Origin of the sequence: Aeromonas sp. R5-3 (genome assembly GCF_040908225.1) — a bacterium.
Classification (GTDB): Bacteria; Pseudomonadota; Gammaproteobacteria; order Enterobacterales; family Aeromonadaceae; genus Aeromonas; species Aeromonas dhakensis.
This window is the reverse complement of sequence record NZ_JBFODH010000007.1, coordinates 1-20,333: the sequence shown is the minus strand read 5'-3', so window position 1 is coordinate 20,333 and position 20,333 is coordinate 1. Positions and strand designations below refer to the sequence as shown.

Here is a 20,333-nt window from a genome sequence, read left to right as displayed (position 1 = left end):
GATTAAGCGATAACTTTAGCTACAACACCAGCACCTACGGTACGGCCACCTTCACGGATGGCGAAACGCAGGCCGTCGTCCATCGCGATCGGCGCAATCAGGGTAACAACCATCTTGATGTTGTCGCCCGGCATTACCATCTCTACGCCTTCCGGCAGTTCGATGGTACCGGTCACGTCGGTAGTACGGAAGTAGAACTGCGGACGGTAGCCTTTGAAGAACGGGGTGTGACGACCACCTTCTTCTTTGGACAGTACGTACACTTCAGATTCGAACTTGGTGTGCGGCTTGATGGTGCCCGGCTTGGCCAGTACCTGACCACGCTCTACGTCTTCACGCTTCACGCCACGCAGCAGCGCGCCAACGTTCTCACCTGCACGACCTTCGTCCAGCAGTTTGCGGAACATTTCAACGCCGGTACAAGTGGTCTTGGTGGTATCTTTGATACCAACGATTTCCACTTCTTCACCAACTTTAACGATACCGCGCTCTACACGACCGGTTACTACGGTACCACGGCCTGCGATGGAGAATACGTCTTCGATCGGCATCAGGAACGGCTGGTCAATTGCGCGCTCCGGCTCCGGAATGTAGGTGTCCAGGTGGCCAGCCAGTTCCAGGATCTTCTCTTCCCACTGAGCTTCGCCTTCCAGCGCTTTCAGTGCGGAACCACGTACTACCGGCAGGTCATCACCCGGGAAGTCGTACTCGGACAGCAGTTCGCGAACTTCCATCTCGACCAGTTCCAGCAGCTCTTCGTCATCTACCATGTCGCACTTGTTCATGAACACGATGATGTACGGAACGCCTACCTGACGACCCAGCAGGATGTGCTCACGAGTCTGCGGCATCGGGCCGTCAGTCGCTGCTACTACCAGGATCGCGCCGTCCATCTGGGCAGCACCGGTGATCATGTTTTTAACGTAGTCGGCGTGACCCGGGCAGTCTACGTGGGCGTAGTGACGGGTAGCGGTGTCGTATTCTACGTGGGAGGTGTTGATGGTGATACCACGCTCACGCTCTTCCGGCGCCTTGTCGATCTGGTCGAAGGCGAAAGCTTTACCACCGAAGTGCTTGGCCAGCACGTTGGTGATGGCGGCGGTCAGGGTGGTTTTACCGTGGTCAACGTGGCCGATGGTGCCGACGTTTACGTGCGGTTTATTACGCTCAAATTTTTCTTTAGACACGACGTAGTCCTTCTAGGTTAAACCCGCCTACCGTCGTAGGCGGGGAATCTTAAATTACTTGGATTTGCGCTCTTCGATCACGGCCTGGGCGACGTTAGTCGGGGCATCGTGATACTTGGCGAATTCCATGGCGTAGGAAGCACGACCCTGAGTAGCAGAACGCAGGGAGGTGGCGTAACCGAACATTTCGGCCAGCGGCACCAGAGCACGTACGATCTTGCCGGACGGGCCATCTTCCATGCCTTCGATCAGGCCGCGACGACGGTTCAGGTCACCGATAACGTCGCCCATGTAGTCTTCCGGAGTCTCGACTTCGACCTTCATGATCGGCTCGAGCAGTACCGGGTTGGCCTTCATGAAGCCAGCCTTGAACGCCAGAGAAGCAGCGATCTTGAACGCCAGTTCGGAAGAGTCGACATCGTGGTAAGAACCGAAGTGCAGACGCACGCCCAGATCCATTACCGGATAGCCTGCCAGCGGGCCGGACTTCAGCTGCTCGCGGATACCCTTGTCAACACCCGGGATGAATTCGCCCGGAATGACGCCACCCTTGATGTCGTTGACGAACTCGTAGGCTTTGCCTTCTTCCAGCGGGTACATGTCGATAACGACGTGACCGTACTGACCACGACCACCGGACTGCTTGGCGTGCTTACCTTCGATATCCTTGACGGTGTTACGAATGGTTTCACGGTAGGCAACCTGCGGCTTACCTACGTTCGCTTCTACCTTGAACTCGCGACGCATACGGTCAACGATGATGTCCAGGTGCAGCTCACCCATACCGGCGATGATGGTTTGGCCAGACTCTTCGTCGGTCCATACGCGGAAGGACGGATCTTCCTGAGCCAGACGGCCCAGTGCCAGACCCATCTTCTCCTGGTCGGCCTTGGATTTCGGCTCAACGGCGATGGAGATTACCGGCTCCGGGAATTCCATACGCTCCAGGATGATCGGTGCATTCTCGTCACACAGAGTATCACCGGTGGTGACGTCCTTCAGGCCGATGGCAGCAGCGATGTCGCCTGCGCGAACTTCTTTGATCTCTTCACGCTTGTTGGCGTGCATCTGAACGATACGGCCAAAACGCTCGCGCTTCTCTTTAACGGAGTTCAGCACGGAGTCACCGGAGTTAACCACACCGGAGTAAACGCGGAAGAAGGTCAGGTTGCCCACGAACGGGTCGGTAGCAATCTTGAACGCCAGAGCAGAGAACGGCTCGTCATCGGAAGCGTGACGCTCGTCTTTGGTCTCGCCATCCAGCTTCAGACCATCGATCGCAGCAACGTCGGTCGGCGCCGGCAGATACTCGATCACGGCATCCAGCATGGCCTGTACGCCCTTGTTCTTGAACGCGGAGCCACAGGTAACCAGGATGATTTCGTTGTTCAGAACGCGCTGACGAAGAGCTTTCTTGATCTCTTCCTCGGTCAGTTCTTCACCACCCAGGTATTTTTCCATCAGGTCTTCAGACGCTTCAGCAGCGGCTTCAACCAGGTTCATGCGCATTTCTTGCGCCTGTTCCAGCAGCTCGGCCGGCACGTCTTCGTAATCGAAGGAAACGCCTTGGTCAGCTTCGCTCCAGTTGATGGCTTTCATCTTGACCAGGTCGATAACGCCCTTGAAGTTCTCTTCTGAACCGATGTTCAGTTGCAGCGGAACCGGGTTACCTTTCAGACGGGTCTTGATGTGCTCAACGCAGCGCAGGAAGTTGGCACCGGTACGGTCCATCTTGTTGACGAACGCGATACGGGGAACCTTGTACTTGTTAGCCTGACGCCATACGGTTTCAGACTGGGGCTGTACGCCACCTACGGCACAGTACACCATCACGGCGCCATCCAGAACACGCATGGAGCGCTCTACTTCGATAGTAAAGTCAACGTGGCCCGGGGTATCAATGATGTTGATACGGTGCGGTTGGAACTGTTTACCCATACCGGACCAGAAAGCGGTGGTCGCGGCGGAGGTGATGGTGATACCACGCTCTTGTTCCTGTTCCATCCAGTCCATGGTGGCAGCGCCATCGTGAACTTCACCGATCTTGTGACTTACACCGGTGTAAAACAGAACGCGCTCGGTAGTAGTAGTCTTACCGGCGTCGATGTGAGCGGAGATACCGATATTACGATAACGCTCAATGGGGGTTGTACGAGCCATTGTCATCCTCTTACTAGGGCACTTGTCCCCAGATAATTGAAGGTGCGCAGAGCCAAAAGACCCTGCGCAAGCGGATTACCAGCGGAAGTGAGCGAAGGCCTTGTTCGCTTCAGCCATACGGTGAACGTCTTCACGTTTCTTGACAGACGAACCCTTATTGTCAGCGGCATCCAGCAGCTCGCCAGCCAAACGCTGAGCCATTGATTTTTCACCACGTTTACGAGCGGCATCAACCAACCAGCGCATTGCCAGGGCATTGCGACGAACCGGACGAACTTCTACCGGTACCTGATAGGTTGCACCACCGACACGACGAGATTTAACCTCGACGGCCGGACGAATGTTGTCCAGGGCTTCTTCGAATACGGCCAGGTGCTCTTTGCCAGTCTTGGTGGCAATGATGTCCAGCGCGCCATATACGATGGCTTCGGAAACAGATTTCTTACCGTCAACCATTACTACGTTGACGAATTTAGCCAGCAGCTCTGATCCGAACTTGGGATCCGGCAGGATTTTACGCTGACCAACAACACGACGTCTTGGCATTTCAAATTCTCCGTAACTTCAGGGGTTACCCAAAACTAGAAAGTTATCTAACTAGAAACGAATTAACGTTTGGCCTTACTTAACGGAGAACCATTAAGCTTTCGGACGCTTCACGCCGTACTTGGAGCGAGCCTGCTTACGGTCTTTAACACCGGCACAGTCCAACGCACCACGAACGGTGTGGTAACGAACACCTGGCAAGTCTTTTACACGACCGCCACGGATCAGAACAACAGAGTGCTCTTGCAGGTTGTGACCTTCACCGCCGATGTAGGAGGTGACTTCGAAGCCGTTGGTCAGACGTACACGGCACACTTTACGCAGTGCAGAGTTAGGCTTCTTCGGGGTGGTGGTGTATACACGAGTGCACACGCCACGCTTCTGAGGGCACGCTTCCAGCGCCGGCACGTTGCTTTTCACAACGAGCTTGATGCGTGGCTTGCGAACCAACTGGTTAATAGTTGCCATCAAAAGGCTCCTGATAATGACTTCATAAACATGTGAAAAATCCTCCCCGCAGATACGGGGACGCGAAATTTTATGCCCAGTTGTCAAGGGAGTCAAGATTTATACAATCCGTGTCGGGAAAGGCACGGCAGAATGTGTGTAAAAGCACGGTAAGTCACTGAAATTATTTATAAAAACAGTTTCTAGCCACCCCAGGTCTGCGGCGAGCCTTTTTCGGCGATCAGCGCGACCAAGTCGGCCATCTCCAGATCCATCCCGATCCGTGACTGCAACCCCCTCGCCTGCAGGTCCTCCCGCATCACGTAGAGCGGCACACCTGTCAGCCGCTCTCTCCACAACGGGGCAGTTGCCGCGACGACGGCGTCCTGCATCAGCACCAACACATCGTCCGGCTGGCGATAGGCCAGTGCCTGCTCCAGCTCCTGGCTCTGGAACGGAGACGTCAATATCAGCTGTATCATGACTACCTCAAAAACAGATGTGGGTGCTGCAGTCGCCCCACTGGCAACGAATGTCGGATCGGGAGAGACCGGTCACCGGGATCAGCAGATCCTCGGGGGTCAGCCCCCGTTCCGCCAGCGAGTCGGTACACACATAGACCTCCTCGATGTCGTACAGCTCGAGCATCTTGAAGGTCGGTGCATAATGACGCTGCAAGATGGCCTGTGGCTGCTGGTCCTTGAGCAGTTGCAGCACGCCGTCCTCAATGAGAAACAGCGCCAGCGACTCCGTCATGGCAGACGTTGCCAGCAGGGCGTCGAGACCTTCCCGGCCAGCCGCAGTACCATGAGGCCCGCGCCGGCAAATGAACGCAATCTTGTGCATGCTTCCCCCTAGAACTGGACAAAGCGATCGGCGGTCAGGCTGGCTTCCGCCAGCTGACCCAACCCGCTCAGGCAAAAGGGCGCTTCCAGATTGAACTGCGCTCTGCCCATCCCCTTGGCTTCCTGCTCATCCAGCACGCCACGACGCATGGCCGCCGCCACGCACACGTCGATACGGATCCCCTGCTGGATGGCGAGCTCGCGCCACAGGGCGACCAGGTTGCTCTCATCAGAGGCGGGAGCATGCAGACCGTTGCCGTTGCAGACCCCATCCTGATAGAAAAACAGGTGAGACAGTCGATGACCCTGTTCGATGACGCTCAGGGCAAAGCGATAGGCCGTACTGGCCGACTGGGTACCATAGGCCGGCCCTGTCACCAGCAAGGCGAAATTGAGACTCATATCCGGACTCCTGCGCATGTATCAGCCCATTCTACGCCAAATACGAAAAAGCCCCTCCTGGGAGGGGCTCTTCGTACCGCCTTGGATCAGACGTAAGCGATGGCTTCGACTTCAACCAGCACGTCCTTGGGCAGGCGCGCCACTTCCACGCAGGAGCGAGCCGGGGCCGATTCACCGAAGTAACGGGCATAAACCTGGTTGAAGGCAACAAAGTTGTTCATGTCGCTGAGGAAACAGGTGGTCTTCAGCACCTTGCTGGTGTCGGCACCCGCTGCCTTCAATACTGCAACCAGGTTCATCATAACCTGCTCGGCCTGAGCCTCGATGCCGCCAGCCACGATCTCCATGGTGGCCGGATCGAGCGGGATCTGCCCGGAGGTGAAGACCAGCTCGCCCAGTTTGGTGGCCTGAACATATGGACCAATTGCGGCAGGAGCCTTGTCGGTTGCAATAACTTCTTTAGCCATTCTTGTCTATCCCCTTCTATGGCGCTTATTCGTTTTCGTCTTCACCCTGCTTGCGCTGTCGGATGTACAGATAAACGGTGTGTTTGGAAATATTCAGTTTGTCGGCGACCAGGTTGATCGAGTCCTTGATATCAAATATGCCCTTCTCGAACAACTGGGTCACGATAAACCTGTTTTTGGCATTGTTGGCGACGGTCGGATCGCGGTTGATTTCGTCGATGGTATTGTCCACCGTCTGGGCAACCAGCTCTTCCACACTGTTGGCAAAGGTCTCCGGCGACTGACGCTCGACTTGTTGCGGCGTCGGGAAGAATTCGGCGACAAACTCGTGAAAAGGCGCATTGATGTGCAGGTTGATACAGATAAGGCCGATCACCTGCTTGTCACTGTTCCTGATGGCGATGGTGCTCGACTTCATCAGGGCGCCGGTGCGGCTGCGAGCAAAATAGCTCTGGGTGTAATCCTGGCCGGTATTCTCTATGTCCTTGAGCATACGCAGCGCGAGATCGGTAATGGGGGCCCCCTCATTACGTCCCGTATTGAACCCGTTGGCAATCTTGATCACGGACTCGTGCAGATTTTCCAGGGAGTGGAGCACCACTTCACAGTGCTTGCCGAACAGCTCAGCCAAGCCGTCGATAAGCCCATCGTATGAGCGCAACAATTCCCTGTCTTCGTCTGTAAAAGTGCGACCGATCAGTTGCTCTTCGGGAAGCATCACTTCCTCGATACCGACAGTCATGTTCTACCCCTGTAATACCCATTCAACTTTCCCGAGTTTTCAGTTGCGAGGGTTCAATGTCAACTTTTTTTGATTTTTTACTCCGCAACCTTGCTCTGGATCATCCGAATATCCACGTGGCATCAGGCTTTGCCGAGAAAACAGCCAATAAAAAGGGCCCCATAAAGGGGCCCTTTTTCAATCACTGCAGCAGAAGATTACTCTTCGTCAAAGCTGCCGGCTGCGTTGAGCAGATCCGCCAGGTTTTGCTGAGCTTCATCGGCAGTCACCTGCGGTGCGGCAACGGCACGAGCGGCTGCGGCACGCTGGTTGATCCGGCTGTGGTGGTAGGCAAAGCCGGTACCAGCCGGGATCAGACGACCCACGATCACGTTCTCTTTCAGGCCACGCAGTTCGTCGCGCTTGCCGCCAACGGCAGCTTCGGTCAGAACGCGGGTGGTTTCCTGGAAGGAAGCCGCGGAGATGAAGGACTCGGTGCTCAGAGATGCCTTGGTAATACCCATCAGGATGTGACGGTAGGTGGCCGGGGTCTTGCCCTCAGCAACCAGCTTACGGTTGGCAATCTTCACGCGAGCCACTTCAACCTGTTCGCCTTCGATCAGGTCGGTGTCGCCAGCAGTCAGGATCTCGCACTTGCGCAGCATCTGACGAACGATGACTTCGATGTGCTTGTCGTTGATCTTAACGCCTTGCAGACGGTAAACGTCCTGCACTTCGTTGGCGATGTAGTTGGCGACCGGGCTGATACCGCGCAGACGCAGGATGTCGTGAGCAGACTCAGGACCGTCCGCCAGCACTTCACCCTTCTCAACTTTTTCACCTTCGAACACGTTCAGGTTACGCCACTTCGGAATCATCTCCTCGTAGACGTCGCCACCATCGGTCGGGGTGATGACCAGACGGCGTTTGCCCTTGGTCTCTTTCCCGAAGGAGATGGTACCGGAGATCTCGGCCAGGATGGCCGGCTCTTTCGGTTGACGTGCTTCGAACAGATCCGCAACGCGCGGCAGACCACCGGTGATGTCCTTGGTACCGCCGGACTCTTGCGGGATACGCGCTACCGCGTCACCCACGCCCACGTTGGCACCATCTTCCAGGTTCACGATCGCCTTGCCCGGCAGGAAGTACTGGGCAGCTACATCGGTACCCGGGATCATCACGTCCTTGCCGTTCAGGTCGACCAGTTTCACGGTCGGACGCATCTCTTTACCGGCGCTCGGACGCTCGTTGACGTCCAGCACGACGATGGAGGAGAGACCGGTCAGCTCGTCGGTCTGACGAGTAATGGTCACGCCGTCGATCATGTGTTCGAAGTGCAGGCGACCCGCCACTTCGGTGATGATCGGGTGAGTGTGCGGATCCCAGTTGGCGACGGTTTCACCGGCGCTCACGGCCTGGCCATCCTTCACTTCCAGCACGGCACCGTAAGGCAGCTTGTGGCTTTCCTTGGTACGGCCCATCTCGTCCATGATGGTCAGTTCGGTAGAACGAGAGGTGATAACCAGTTTGTCGTCGCTGTTGTGAACGAACTTGGCGTTCTGCAGCTTGATGCTACCGGTGTTCTTGACCTGGATGCTGCTCTCGGCAGCGGCACGGGATGCGGCACCACCGATGTGGAAGGTACGCATCGTCAGCTGGGTACCCGGTTCACCGATGGACTGGGCGGCGATAACACCGACAGCCTCACCCTTGTTAACCAGGTGACCACGGGCCAGATCACGGCCGTAGCAGTGAGCACAGTTACCGAAGTCGGTCTCACAGGTGATGGCAGAACGTACCTTCACGCGGTCGACGGAGTTGCGCTCCAGCAGGTCACACAGCTGCTCGTCGAGCAGGGTGTTGCGTGCTACCAGCACTTCGTCTTCAGTACCCGGCTTGATCACGTCATCGGCAACCACACGGCCCAGCACGCGCTCACGCAGCGGCTCGACCACGTCGCCACCCTCGATCAGCGGAGTCATCCACAGACCTTCGGTAGTGCCGCAATCGTCCTCGGTGATCACCATGTCCTGTGCCACGTCTACCAGACGACGAGTCAGGTAACCAGAGTTCGCAGTCTTCAGTGCGGTATCCGCCAGACCCTTACGAGCACCGTGAGTGGAGATGAAGTACTGCAGTACGTTCAGACCTTCGCGGAAGTTCGCCACGATCGGCGTCTCGATGATGGAGCCATCCGGCTTGGCCATCAGGCCACGCATACCGGCCAGCTGACGAATCTGGGCTGCGGAACCCCGCGCACCGGAGTCGGCCATCATGAAGATGCTGTTGAACGAGGCCTGCTCTTCTTCTTCACCCAGCGAGTTGACGTTACGCTCTTTGGACAAGTTCTCCATCATGGCCTTGGATACACGCTCGTTGGCGCTGGCCCAGATATCGATAACCTTGTTGTAACGTTCGCCCGCAGTCACCAGACCGGACAGGAACTGGTCCTGGATCTCGGCAACTTCGGCTTCGGCAGAAGCGATGATGTCCTTCTTGGCATCCGGGATGACCATGTCATCGATACCAACGGACGCACCGGACAGGGCCGCGTAGTGGAAACCGGTATACATCAGCTGGTCAGCGAAGATGACGGTATCCTTCAGGCCCTGCTTGCGATAGCAGGTGTTCAGCAGACGAGAGATCAGCTTCTTGCCCAGCGCCTTGTTGGAGACGCACTTGATCCAGTTCTGCGGGTTGGCATCCAGATCAGCCTGTTCGGCGGCAGTCAGCACCTTCGGCTCGTCGATCAGGGCGTATTCCATGCCTTTCGGCAGGATCAGGCTCAGGATCGCACGACCAACGGTGGTGTTCTTCATCTCGGTCTTGGCAACCAGTTCACCGGCTTCGTTCTTCACGTACTCGGTGATACGGCACTTGACGCGCGCATGCAGGTCGGCCAGGCCGGCACGGTAGACCTTCTCAGCCTCTTTCGGACCGGACAGCACCATACCTTCGCCCTTGGCGGCGATACGGGCACGGGTCATGTAGTACAGACCCAAGACCACGTCCTGAGACGGAACGATGATCGGCTCACCGGAGGCAGGCGACAGGATGTTGTTGGTGGACATCATCAGCGCGCGCGCTTCCAGCTGGGCTTCCAGGGTCAGCGGTACGTGGACCGCCATCTGGTCACCGTCGAAGTCCGCGTTATAGGCGGCACAGACGAGCGGGTGCAGCTGGATGGCCTTGCCTTCGATCAGGGTCGGCTCGAACGCCTGGATACCCAGACGGTGCAGAGTCGGTGCACGGTTCAGCAGGACCGGGTGTTCGCGGATCACTTCGTCCAGGATGTCCCAGACAACAGCTTCTTCGCGCTCAACCATCTTCTTGGCGGCCTTGATGGTGGTCGCCAGACCGCGAGTTTCCAGCTTGCCATAGATGAAGGGCTTGAACAGTTCCAGCGCCATCTTCTTCGGCAGACCGCACTGATGCAGGCGCAGAGTCGGACCTACGGTGATAACGGAACGACCGGAGTAGTCGACACGCTTACCGAGCAGGTTCTGACGGAAACGACCTTGCTTACCCTTGATCATGTCGGCCAGGGATTTCAGCGGGCGCTTGTTGGAGCCGGTGATGGCACGGCCACGACGACCGTTGTCCAGCAGGGCATCCACGGACTCTTGCAGCATGCGCTTTTCGTTGCGCACGATGATGTCCGGTGCAGCCAGATCCAGCAGACGCTTCAGACGGTTGTTACGGTTGATCACGCGACGGTACAGATCGTTCAGATCGGAGGTCGCGAAACGGCCGCCGTCCAGCGGTACCAGCGGACGCAGGTCCGGCGGCAGCACAGGCAGCACTGTCATGATCATCCACTCCGGCTTGTTGCCGGACTGCAGGAAGGCTTCCATCAGCTTCAGACGCTTGGTGGTCTTCTTGCGCTTGGTCTCGGAGTTGGTCTGATCCAGCTCTTCGCGCATGGTGCGCACTTCGCCTTCCAGATCGATGGCGCGCAGCAATGCCAGGATTGCTTCGGCACCCATCTTGGCGTCGAATTCGTCGCCCCACTCTTCCAGTGCGTCCAGGTACTGCTCTTCGGACAGCATCTGGCTGCGCTCGAGGTTGGTCATGCCGGGTTCGATCACTACATAGGATTCGAAATACAGCACGCGCTCGATGTCACGCAGGGTCATGTCCAGCAGCAGGCCGATACGGGACGGCAGGGACTTCAGGAACCAGATGTGGGCAGTCGGGCTGGCCAGCTCGATGTGGCCCATACGCTCACGACGGACCTTGGTCTGGGTCACTTCTACGCCGCACTTCTCACAGATCACACCACGGTGTTTCAGGCGCTTGTACTTGCCGCACAGACACTCGTAGTCCTTCACCGGTCCGAAGATACGGGCGCAGAACAGACCATCACGCTCCGGCTTGAAAGTCCGGTAGTTGATGGTCTCAGGCTTTTTGACCTCACCGAATGACCAGGAGCGGATCATGTCAGGAGAGGCCAGACCGATCTTGATACTGTCAAACTCTTCGGTCTTGGTCTGAGCCTTCAAAAACTTGAGTAAGTCTTTCACGTGTTTCCCCTGTCAGGAGTCTAACCTCGGCGCCCCTCTCGGGGCGCCCACGTCAATTCTCGAACAATAAGAGCGAGCTCTTACTCTTCGTCCAGCTCGATGTTGATACCCAGAGAGCGGATTTCCTTCAGCAATACGTTGAAGGATTCGGGCATGCCCGGCTCCATACGGTGGTCGCCATCCACGATGTTCTTGTACATCTTGGTACGGCCATTCACATCGTCAGACTTGACGGTCAGCATCTCCTGCAGGGTATATGCCGCACCGTAAGCCTCCAGGGCCCACACTTCCATCTCACCGAAACGCTGACCACCGAACTGCGCCTTACCACCCAGCGGCTGCTGGGTAACCAGGCTGTAGGAACCGGTAGAACGCGCGTGCATCTTGTCGTCTACCAGGTGGTTCAGCTTCAGCATGTACATGTAACCCACGGTGACCTTACGCTCGAAGGCGTTACCGGTACGACCGTCGAACAGGGCGATCTGACCGGATTCCGGCAGGTCGGCCAGCTTCAGCAGGGCCTTAATTTCACGCTCTTTGGCGCCATCAAATACCGGAGTTGCCACCGGCAGACCCTTGCGCAGGTTACCGACCAGGGTACGTACGTCGTCGTCGGACAGCTCGGCCACGTTCACTTGCTGGGTGTCTTTCTCGCCCAGGTCATAGACCTGTTGCAGGAAGTCACGCATCTCGTGCAGCTCGCGCTGTTCCTTGACCATGCGGTCGATCTTCTCGCCGATACCCTTGGCCGCGAGGCCCAGGTGCACTTCGAGGATCTGACCGATGTTCATACGGGACGGTACGCCCAACGGGTTCAGAACGATGTCGACCGGACGGCCGTACTCGTCATGGGGCATATCCTCGACCGGACAGATCTTGGAGATAACACCCTTGTTACCGTGACGACCCGCCATCTTGTCACCCGGTTGGATGCGACGCTTGACGGCCAGATAGACCTTGACGATCTTAAGTACGCCCGGCGCCAGGTCATCGCCCTGGATGATCTTGCGACGCTTGTTCTCGAATTTCTTGTCGAACTCGGCCTTCAGCTCAACGTGCTGTTCAGCGATCTGTTCCAGCTCGATTTGCTTGGCTTCATCTTCGATGGCCAGTTCAAACCATTTGGAGCGATCGAGCTTGTTCAGACGGTCTTCGCTGTAACCGGCGGCCAGCAGCAAGTTGCGGGAGCGGCCGAAAATGCCGTCTTCCAGGATCTTGAACTCTTCGGTCAAGTCCTTCTTCGCTTCCTTCAGCTGCATCTCTTCGATTTCTTTGGCGCGCTTGTCTTTTTCCACGCCATCGCGGGTAAAGACCTGCACGTCAACCACGGTACCGTACACACCGTTCGGCACACGCAGGGAAGAGTCCTTCACGTCGGACGCTTTCTCACCGAAGATGGCGCGCAGCAGCTTCTCTTCCGGGGTCAGCTGGGTTTCACCTTTCGGTGTTACCTTGCCGACCAGAATGTCGCCGCCCTTCACTTCCGCACCCACGTAGACGATACCGGACTCGTCCAGCTTGGACAGAGCGGCTTCACCCACGTTCGGGATGTCGGCAGTGATCTCTTCCGGACCCAGCTTGGTGTCACGGGAGATACAGGCCAGTTCCTGGATGTGAATGGTGGTCAGGCGGTCTTCCTGAACAACACGCTCGTTCACCAGGATCGAGTCTTCGAAGTTGTAACCGTTCCACGGCATGAACGCGACGCGCAGGTTCTGACCCAGCGCCAGTTCACCCAGGTCGGTGGACGGACCGTCAGCCAGTACGTCGCCCGCCATTACCGGCTCGCCCAACATCACGCACGGACGCTGGTTGATACAGGTGTTCTGGTTGGAACGGGTGTATTTGGTCAGGCTGTAGATGTCGATGCCGGCTTCGCCAGGCAGCAGCTCATCTTCGTTGACCTTGATAACGATACGGGAGGCATCGACGTAGTCGATCATGCCGCCACGCTTGGCCACTACGGTAACACCGGAGTCAACGGCCACAGCGCGTTCCATACCGGTACCAACCAGCGGCTTGTCGGCGCGCAGAGTCGGTACAGCCTGACGTTGCATGTTTGAACCCATCAATGCGCGGTTCGCGTCATCGTGTTCCAGGAACGGGATCAGGGCCGCTGCCACAGAGACGATCTGTTGCGGGCTCACGTCCATATACTGGATCTGGTCGGCGTTCATAAAGGTGGATTCACCTTTGTGACGGCACGGGATCAATTCATCTTTCAGACGGCCATCTTCGGTGGTCGCGGCGTTAGCCTGTGCGATCACGTACTTGCCTTCTTCAATAGCAGACAGATAGTCCACTTCGTCGGTGATCACACCGTCAATGACCTTGCGGTACGGGGTCTCGAGGAAACCGTACTCGTTGGTACGAGAATACACGGACAAGGAGTTGATCAGACCGATGTTCGGACCTTCAGGAGTCTCGATGGGGCACAGACGACCGTAGTGGGTCGGGTGTACGTCTCGAACTTCAAAGCCGGCACGCTCACGAGTCAAACCGCCCGGGCCCAGCGCGGAGATACGGCGCTTGTGGGTTACTTCGGACAGCGGGTTGTTCTGGTCCATGAACTGGGACAGCTGGCTGGAACCAAAGAACTCTTTGACTGCGGCGGAGATCGGCTTGGCGTTGATCAGATCCTGCGGCATCAGGGTGTCCAAGTCGCCCAGGGAGAGACGCTCCTTGACCGCACGCTCGACACGCACCAGACCGACACGGAACTGGTTCTCGGCCATTTCACCGACAGAACGGATACGACGGTTACCCAGGTGGTCGATATCGTCCACTTCGTCGTTACCGTTACGGATGTCGATCAGGCGCTTCATCACATCGACGATGTCGTCTTTGGTCAGGGTGCCCACGCCGGTCTCGTCTTCACGAGCCAGACGGCGGTTGAACTTCATCCGACCTACGGTAGACAGGTCGTAACGCTCGGAAGAGAAGAACAGGTTCTCGAACAGCTGCTCTGCGGCTTCGCGAGTCGGCGGCTCACCCGGACGCATCATGCGATAGATTTCGACCAGGGCTTCCAGGCGGCTGGAGCTGGAGTCGATACGCAGGGTCTCGGACATGTAGGCACCGTGGTCCAGTTCGTTGGTGAACAGAACCTCGAAATGCTTGAAGCCGGCTTGGGAGAGGTTGGCTACCGCTTCCAGGCTCAACGCCTGGTTGGCAGTCACTACCATCTCGCCAGTTTGCGGATGTGCGTAGTCCTTGGCAGCAACTTTGCCAACAACATACTCAACCGGTACCTCAATCTGGGTAACGGAATCTTTTTCCAACTGACGGATGTGACGCGCAGTCACTCGACGACCGGTCTCTACCACCACGGCGCCATTGGCCACGATGTCAAAGGTCGCAGTTTCACCACGCAGGCGCTCCGGCACCAGATCCATCATCAGCTTGCCATCTTTGACTTCGAAACCGATGGTCTCGAAGAAGGTGGCCAGAATCTGTTCGGAACTGAAATCCAGGGCACGCAGAATAATGGATGCCGGCAGTTTGCGACGACGGTCGATACGGACAAACAAGTTGTCTTTCGCATCGAACTCGAAGTCCAGCCAGGAACCACGGTAGGGAATAACGCGAGCGTTATACAGCACCTTACCGGATGAATGTGTTTTGCCTTTATCGTGGTCGAAGAAGACGCCCGGGCTGCGGTGCAGCTGGGAGACGATTACCCGCTCGGTACCATTGATGACAAAGGTGCCGTTCTCGGTCATGAGCGGAATTTCGCCCATGTATACTTCTTGTTCCTTGATGTCTTTGACGGTGCCGGCAGCTGCTTCACGGTCGTACAGAACCATACGAAGCTTGACACGCAGCGGCGCGGAGTAGGTCACTCCACGGATCTGGCATTCTTTTACGTCAAATACCGGCTCACCCAGGCGATAGCTGACATACTGAAGCTCAGCACTACCGGAGTAACTGGTGATCGGGAAAACGCTACGGAAAGCGGCCTCTAGGCCATATTCACCTTCCGGGTCAGCCTCGATGAACTGCTTGAAGGAGTCCAGCTGAATGGACAACAGATAAGGCGTGTCCAGTACCTGGTCTCGCTTACCGAAGTCCTTACGAATGCGTTTTTTTTCGGTATAAGAGTAAACCATAGGGTTCCTCAGCTCGCTGATAAGTGACCCACTCTGTCCCACGGGACAGCTCTGTCTCAACACCGTTTTGTGTTGGCCCGGACGAAAGAAAACAGTCCGGATTGCTGGTGCACCGAGAGTCGTAAACGGTGTGAAATGCTCTCAGTCTACAGCGCAAAAAGGCTGGTGAACAAAAATTCACCAGCCCTAGCCTGTTTTATCAGGCTAATCTACATAAATGCAGATTATTTGATCTCAACAGAAGCACCGGCAGCTTCCAGCTCTTTCTTCAGAGCTTCAGCTTCGTCCTTGGACACGCCTTCCTTCAGGTTAGCCGGGGCAGCTTCTACCAGATCTTTGGCTTCTTTCAGGCCCAGACCGGTAGCGCCACGAACGGCTTTGATAACGGCAACTTTGTTGGCGCCAGCAGCAGTCAGAACTACGTCGAACTCGGTCTTCTCTTCTACTGCTTCAGCAGCAGCCGGGCCGGCCATTACGGCAGCAGCGGCAGAAACACCGAACTTCTCTTCCATAGCTTCGATCAGCTCAACAACTTCCATTACGGACATGGAAGCAACGGCTTCGATGATTTGGTCTTTAGTGATAGACATGACAAAAATTCCTGATGTTGAATAAACTCAAACAGCCTAGATAGGCGAGAATCAAGCAGCAGCTTGTTTCTGGTCGCGAACAGCAGCGATAGTACGAACCAGCTTGCCAGCAGAGGCTTCCTTCATGGTAGCCATCAGCTTCGCAATTGCTTCTTCGTAAGTCGGCAGCGTGGCCAGACGATCAATTTGTGCTGCGGCGATAAACTCACCGTTAAAAGCGCCAGCCTTGATCTCGAACTTTTGGTTCGCTTTGGCAAACTCTTTGAACAGACGAGCGGCAGCGCCCGGGTGTTCGTTAGAGAAAGCAATCAAGGTAGGACCGGTAAATGCGTCGTTCAGGCACTCGTATTCGGTACCTTCTACCGCGCGACGCAGCAGGGTGTTACGCACAACGCGCATGTACACACCAGCTTCACGAGCGGTTTTACGCAGGACGGTCATCTTGTCTACAGTCACGCCGCGAGAATCGGCAATCACTGCAGAAAGAGCGCCTTTGGCAGCTTCGTTGACTTCAGCAACAATTGCCTTTTTGTCTTCGAGTCCCAATGCCATTGGCTTAACTCCTGGATTGAATCCGGGTCAATTGACCCAGTACTGACACATCCCCCCTACCTTTACAACAGAGGGGAACGATGCGGTAGCAGGATTCCAGAAGAGAAAGAATCTTTCTCGCTGGGTTTCCGGCACCGTCTACGCAGGAAGTATTAAGGCCTAGCAGCCTCCTGCGGTCTTGGACGGAGGTCGAAGCCCCCAACCAATCAAGGCGCAAAATTATAGATTAAATTTTGCGCCTTGTAAAATCCATCAATTAGGCCTGAGCTTCCAGAGTAGCTTGGTCTACGGCAACACCGGCACCCATAGTGGTGGAGATGCTTACCTTCTTGATGTACTGACCCTTGGCGGAGGACGGCTTGGCCTTTTTCAAGGCAACCAGCAGAGCTTCCAAGTTCTCTTTCAACTGAACTTCGTTGAAGGAAACTTTGCCCAGGGTAGTGTGAATGATACCGTTCTTGTCGTTACGGTAACGAACCTGACCAGCCTTGGCGTTCTTGACGGCTTCGGCTACGTTCGGGGTTACAGTACCAACTTTCGGGTTCGGCATCAGGCCGCGCGGGCCCAGGATTTGACCCAGTTGACCAACAACGCGCATGGCATCCGGGGATGCGATCACGACGTCGAAGTTCATTTCGCCTTTCTTGACCAGATCGGCCAGGTCATCCATGCCAACCAGCTCAGCACCGGCAGCTTTGGCAGCTTCAGCGTTGGCACCTTGGGTGAACACGGCTACGCGTACATCACGACCGGTACCGTGCGGCAGTACAGTAGCACCACGTACGTTCTGGTCAGATTTACGAGCATCGATACCCAGGTTAACGGCAACGTCAACGCTTTCAACGAACTTGGCGGTAGCCAGTTCTTTCAGCAGGGCAATGGCTTCGTTGATGGAGTACTCTTTGGTACCGTCAACTTTTTCGCGAATAACGCGCATACGCTTGGACAGTTTAGCCATTGTCTTACTCCTCCACTACCAGGCCCATGGAACGAGCGGAGCCGGCGATGCAACGTACTTTTGCATCCAGATCGGCACCGGTCATATCCGGCTCTTTGGTCTTGGCGATTTCTTGCAGCTGGGCAACAGTCACCTTACCAACCTTGTCTTTGTTCGGCTTGGCGGAACCAGACTGGATACCAGCAGCTTTCTTCAGCAGGAAGGAAGCGGGCGGAGTCTTGGTTTCGAAGGTGAAGGAACGGTCGCTGTAAACGGTGATCACGACCGGAGTCGGAGAACCTTTTTCCAGCTTCTCTGTACGAGCGTTGAACGCTTTACAGAATTCCATGATGTTAACACCGTGCTGACCCAGAGCAGGACCAACGGGAGGGCTGGGGTTAGCACTGCCAGCCTTAACTTGCAGCTTGATATAAGCTGTGACTTTCTTAGCCATTACAAAAATACCTCAGAAATGGGTTCTAACGCCTCGGAGACATGCTCCTGCAAACGGCTCCCCAACTAATAAAGGGGCAGCGAATTATAATGACATTCGCTGCCCCTGACAACCGTTAACGAACAGAGTTTAATCAGCCTTTTTCGACCTGACCAAAATCCAGCTCTACCGGAGTAGAACGGCCGAAGATCAGTACGGAGACCTTCACGCGGCTCTTTTCGTAGTCCACCTCTTCAACGGTACCGTTGAAATCGGCGAACGGACCATCGGCAACCCGCACCATCTCACCCGGTTCAAACAGGGTTTTCGGACGCGGCTTGTCGTGGGCATCTTGCAGACGATTGAGGATGGCATCCGCTTCCTTATCGGAGATAGGAGCAGGACGATCAGAGGTGCCACCGATGAAGCCCATGACGCGCGGTACGTTGCGTACCAGGTGCCATGTGGTTTCATCCATGATCATCTGAACCAGGACGTAGCCTGGGAAAAACTTGCGCTCACTCTTGCGCTTCTGGCCAGCACGCATCTCGACCACTTCTTCGGTCGGGACCAGCACTTCACCGAACATGTCTTCCATGCCATGCATCTTGATATGTTCACGCAGGGATTTGGCGACACGGCCTTCATAGCCGGAAAACGCCTGCACGACATACCATCTCATACGCTGTTCACGTTGTTCAGTCATGGCTTATCCTTACACACCGGTAATCAGGTTGACCAACCAGACCAGGGCACCGTCCAGTACGAACAGCAGCAGCCCCATCACGGCAGTCACCGCCAGCACAATCAGGGTTGTCTGAATGGCTTCCTGACGGGTCGGCCATACGACCTTGCGTACTTCCAGGCGAGACTCACGGGCAAATGCCAGTGTTGCCTTTCCCTTGGTGGTTTGCAGGGCTACTGCACCGGCAGCAGCAATGACAACGACCACACCCAGGGCGCGGACGGCAGCGACAACATCGTTGAGCAGGTAATTACCCACTACAGCGGCCGCCAGGATAATGAAAACCAGGCCCCAAAGCAGGGTATCCTTGCTTCCGCCCTGGCTCTCAGAACTAACACTCATACAACCCACCTGTATCTGACGTAACCAAAGACACAAAAGCCCCGTACGAGACGAGGTATATGGCAGGGGCGGCAGGACTCGAACCCGCAACCATCGGTTTTGGAGACCGCTGTTCTACCAATTCGAACTACGCCCCTGCATAAGAAAGCCCCTATTATAGGGGCTTTGCTTTATTTATGTAAGCCAAAGATTAAGCGATAACTTTAGCTACAACACCAGCACCTACGGTACGGCCACCTTCACGGATGGCGAAACGCAGGCCGTCGTCCATCGCGATCGGCGCAATCAGGGTAACAACCATCTTGATGTTGTCGCCCGGCATTACCATCTCTACGCCTTCCGGCAGTTCGATGGTACCGGTCACGTCGGTAGTACGGAAGTAGAACTGCGGACGGTAGCCTTTGAAGAACGGGGTGTGACGACCACCTTCTTCTTTGGACAGTACGTACACTTCAGATTCGAACTTGGTGTGCGGCTTGATGGTGCCCGGCTTGGCCAGTACCTGACCACGCTCTACGTCTTCACGCTTCACGCCACGCAGCAGCGCGCCAACGTTCTCACCTGCACGACCTTCGTCCAGCAGTTTGCGGAACATTTCAACGCCGGTACAAGTGGTCTTGGTGGTATCTTTGATACCAACGATTTCCACTTCTTCACCAACTTTAACGATACCGCGCTCTACACGACCGGTTACTACGGTACCACGGCCTGCGATGGAGAATACGTCTTCGATCGGCATCAGGAACGGCTGGTCAATTGCGCGCTCCGGCTCCGGAATGTAGGTGTCCAGGTGGCCAGCCAGTTCCAGGATCTTCTCTTCCCACTGAGCTTCGCCTTCCAGCGCTTTCAGTGCGGAACCACGTACTACCGGCAGGTCATCACCCGGGAAGTCGTACTCGGACAGCAGTTCGCGAACTTCCATCTCGACCAGTTCCAGCAGCTCTTCGTCATCTACCATGTCGCACTTGTTCATGAACACGATGATGTACGGAACGCCTACCTGACGACCCAGCAGGATGTGCTCACGAGTCTGCGGCATCGGGCCGTCAGTCGCTGCTACTACCAGGATCGCGCCGTCCATCTGGGCAGCACCGGTGATCATGTTTTTAACGTAGTCGGCGTGACCCGGGCAGTCTACGTGGGCGTAGTGACGGGTAGCGGTGTCGTATTCTACGTGGGAGGTGTTGATGGTGATACCACGCTCACGCTCTTCCGGCGCCTTGTCGATCTGGTCGAAGGCGAAAGCTTTACCACCGAAGTGCTTGGCCAGCACGTTGGTGATGGCGGCGGTCAGGGTGGTTTTACCGTGGTCAACGTGGCCGATGGT

Annotated in this window: 18 protein-coding genes and 1 tRNA gene; all 19 read right to left on the bottom strand. The window is 56.1% G+C overall.

Going from position 1 to position 20,333, the window contains the following annotated elements:
- Positions 1 to 2 precede the first annotated feature (2 nt).
- The gene (tuf, locus tag AB5Y95_RS02915; RefSeq protein ID WP_005306325.1) at positions 3 to 1,187 is read right to left on the bottom strand and encodes an elongation factor Tu; all 1,185 of its coding nucleotides are present in this window, start codon (positions 1,185 to 1,187) and stop codon (positions 3 to 5) included.
- A gap of 54 nt (positions 1,188 to 1,241) precedes the next feature.
- A complete protein-coding gene (fusA, locus tag AB5Y95_RS02910) occupies positions 1,242 to 3,347 on the bottom strand; it encodes an elongation factor G (RefSeq protein ID WP_005306261.1) in 2,106 nt (701 codons plus the stop codon).
- A gap of 75 nt (positions 3,348 to 3,422) precedes the next feature.
- Positions 3,423 to 3,893: a 30S ribosomal protein S7 gene (rpsG, locus tag AB5Y95_RS02905; protein ID WP_005306266.1), complete on the bottom strand. Its 471-nt coding sequence runs from the start codon at positions 3,891 to 3,893 to the stop codon at positions 3,423 to 3,425.
- Between the two features lie 93 nt (positions 3,894 to 3,986).
- Positions 3,987 to 4,361 (bottom strand): 30S ribosomal protein S12, encoded by a 375-nt coding sequence (gene rpsL, locus AB5Y95_RS02900; protein WP_005306278.1) that lies wholly within the window; start codon positions 4,359 to 4,361, stop codon positions 3,987 to 3,989.
- A 182-nt stretch (positions 4,362 to 4,543) separates the two neighbouring features.
- Positions 4,544 to 4,822 (bottom strand): sulfurtransferase complex subunit TusB, encoded by a 279-nt coding sequence (tusB, locus tag AB5Y95_RS02895; RefSeq protein WP_368159467.1) that lies wholly within the window; start codon positions 4,820 to 4,822, stop codon positions 4,544 to 4,546.
- 7 nt (positions 4,823 to 4,829) lie between these two features.
- Entirely contained in the window at positions 4,830 to 5,186 is a 357-nt protein-coding gene (gene tusC, locus AB5Y95_RS02890) for a sulfurtransferase complex subunit TusC (protein WP_368159466.1), read from the bottom strand.
- 8 nt (positions 5,187 to 5,194) lie between these two features.
- Entirely contained in the window at positions 5,195 to 5,587 is a 393-nt protein-coding gene (tusD, locus tag AB5Y95_RS02885; protein ID WP_017765117.1) for a sulfurtransferase complex subunit TusD, read from the bottom strand.
- An 86-nt stretch (positions 5,588 to 5,673) separates the two neighbouring features.
- On the bottom strand, positions 5,674 to 6,054 hold the full coding sequence (locus AB5Y95_RS02880; RefSeq protein ID WP_208201547.1) for a RidA family protein: 381 nt from the start codon (positions 6,052 to 6,054) through the stop codon (positions 5,674 to 5,676).
- A gap of 25 nt (positions 6,055 to 6,079) precedes the next feature.
- A complete protein-coding gene (locus tag AB5Y95_RS02875) occupies positions 6,080 to 6,796 on the bottom strand; it encodes a transcriptional regulator (RefSeq protein ID WP_005306294.1) in 717 nt (238 codons plus the stop codon).
- Positions 6,797 to 6,993: 197 nt separating this feature from the next.
- Positions 6,994 to 11,298 (bottom strand): DNA-directed RNA polymerase subunit beta', encoded by a 4,305-nt coding sequence (gene rpoC / locus AB5Y95_RS02870; RefSeq protein WP_005306298.1) that lies wholly within the window; start codon positions 11,296 to 11,298, stop codon positions 6,994 to 6,996.
- Positions 11,299 to 11,378: 80 nt separating this feature from the next.
- The gene (gene rpoB / locus AB5Y95_RS02865) at positions 11,379 to 15,407 is read right to left on the bottom strand and encodes a DNA-directed RNA polymerase subunit beta (RefSeq protein ID WP_010635847.1); all 4,029 of its coding nucleotides are present in this window, start codon (positions 15,405 to 15,407) and stop codon (positions 11,379 to 11,381) included.
- A gap of 224 nt (positions 15,408 to 15,631) precedes the next feature.
- Positions 15,632 to 15,997, bottom strand: coding sequence for a 50S ribosomal protein L7/L12 (gene rplL, locus AB5Y95_RS02860; RefSeq protein ID WP_005306304.1), 366 nt, complete (start codon positions 15,995 to 15,997; stop codon positions 15,632 to 15,634).
- A gap of 51 nt (positions 15,998 to 16,048) precedes the next feature.
- Complete coding sequence (rplJ, locus tag AB5Y95_RS02855) at positions 16,049 to 16,549, bottom strand: 50S ribosomal protein L10 (protein ID WP_005306307.1); 501 nt, start codon at positions 16,547 to 16,549, stop codon at positions 16,049 to 16,051.
- 256 nt (positions 16,550 to 16,805) lie between these two features.
- Positions 16,806 to 17,507, bottom strand: a complete 702-nt coding sequence (gene rplA, locus AB5Y95_RS02850; RefSeq protein WP_005306309.1) for a 50S ribosomal protein L1 — start codon at positions 17,505 to 17,507, stop codon at positions 16,806 to 16,808.
- Positions 17,508 to 17,511: 4 nt separating this feature from the next.
- Positions 17,512 to 17,940 carry a 50S ribosomal protein L11 gene (gene rplK, locus AB5Y95_RS02845; protein WP_005306313.1) on the bottom strand — a complete coding sequence of 143 codons (429 nt, stop codon included), beginning with the start codon at positions 17,938 to 17,940 and terminating at the stop codon, positions 17,512 to 17,514.
- Positions 17,941 to 18,073: 133 nt separating this feature from the next.
- Positions 18,074 to 18,625: a transcription termination/antitermination protein NusG gene (gene nusG, locus AB5Y95_RS02840; RefSeq protein WP_005306318.1), complete on the bottom strand. Its 552-nt coding sequence runs from the start codon at positions 18,623 to 18,625 to the stop codon at positions 18,074 to 18,076.
- Between the two features lie 9 nt (positions 18,626 to 18,634).
- On the bottom strand, positions 18,635 to 19,006 hold the full coding sequence (secE, locus tag AB5Y95_RS02835; RefSeq protein ID WP_005306322.1) for a preprotein translocase subunit SecE: 372 nt from the start codon (positions 19,004 to 19,006) through the stop codon (positions 18,635 to 18,637).
- Positions 19,007 to 19,066: 60 nt separating this feature from the next.
- A tRNA-Trp gene (locus tag AB5Y95_RS02830) sits at positions 19,067 to 19,143 on the bottom strand.
- 53 nt (positions 19,144 to 19,196) lie between these two features.
- The coding region (gene tuf, locus AB5Y95_RS02825) for an elongation factor Tu (protein ID WP_017788708.1) at positions 19,197 to 20,333 on the bottom strand (1,137 nt) is incomplete at its 5' end.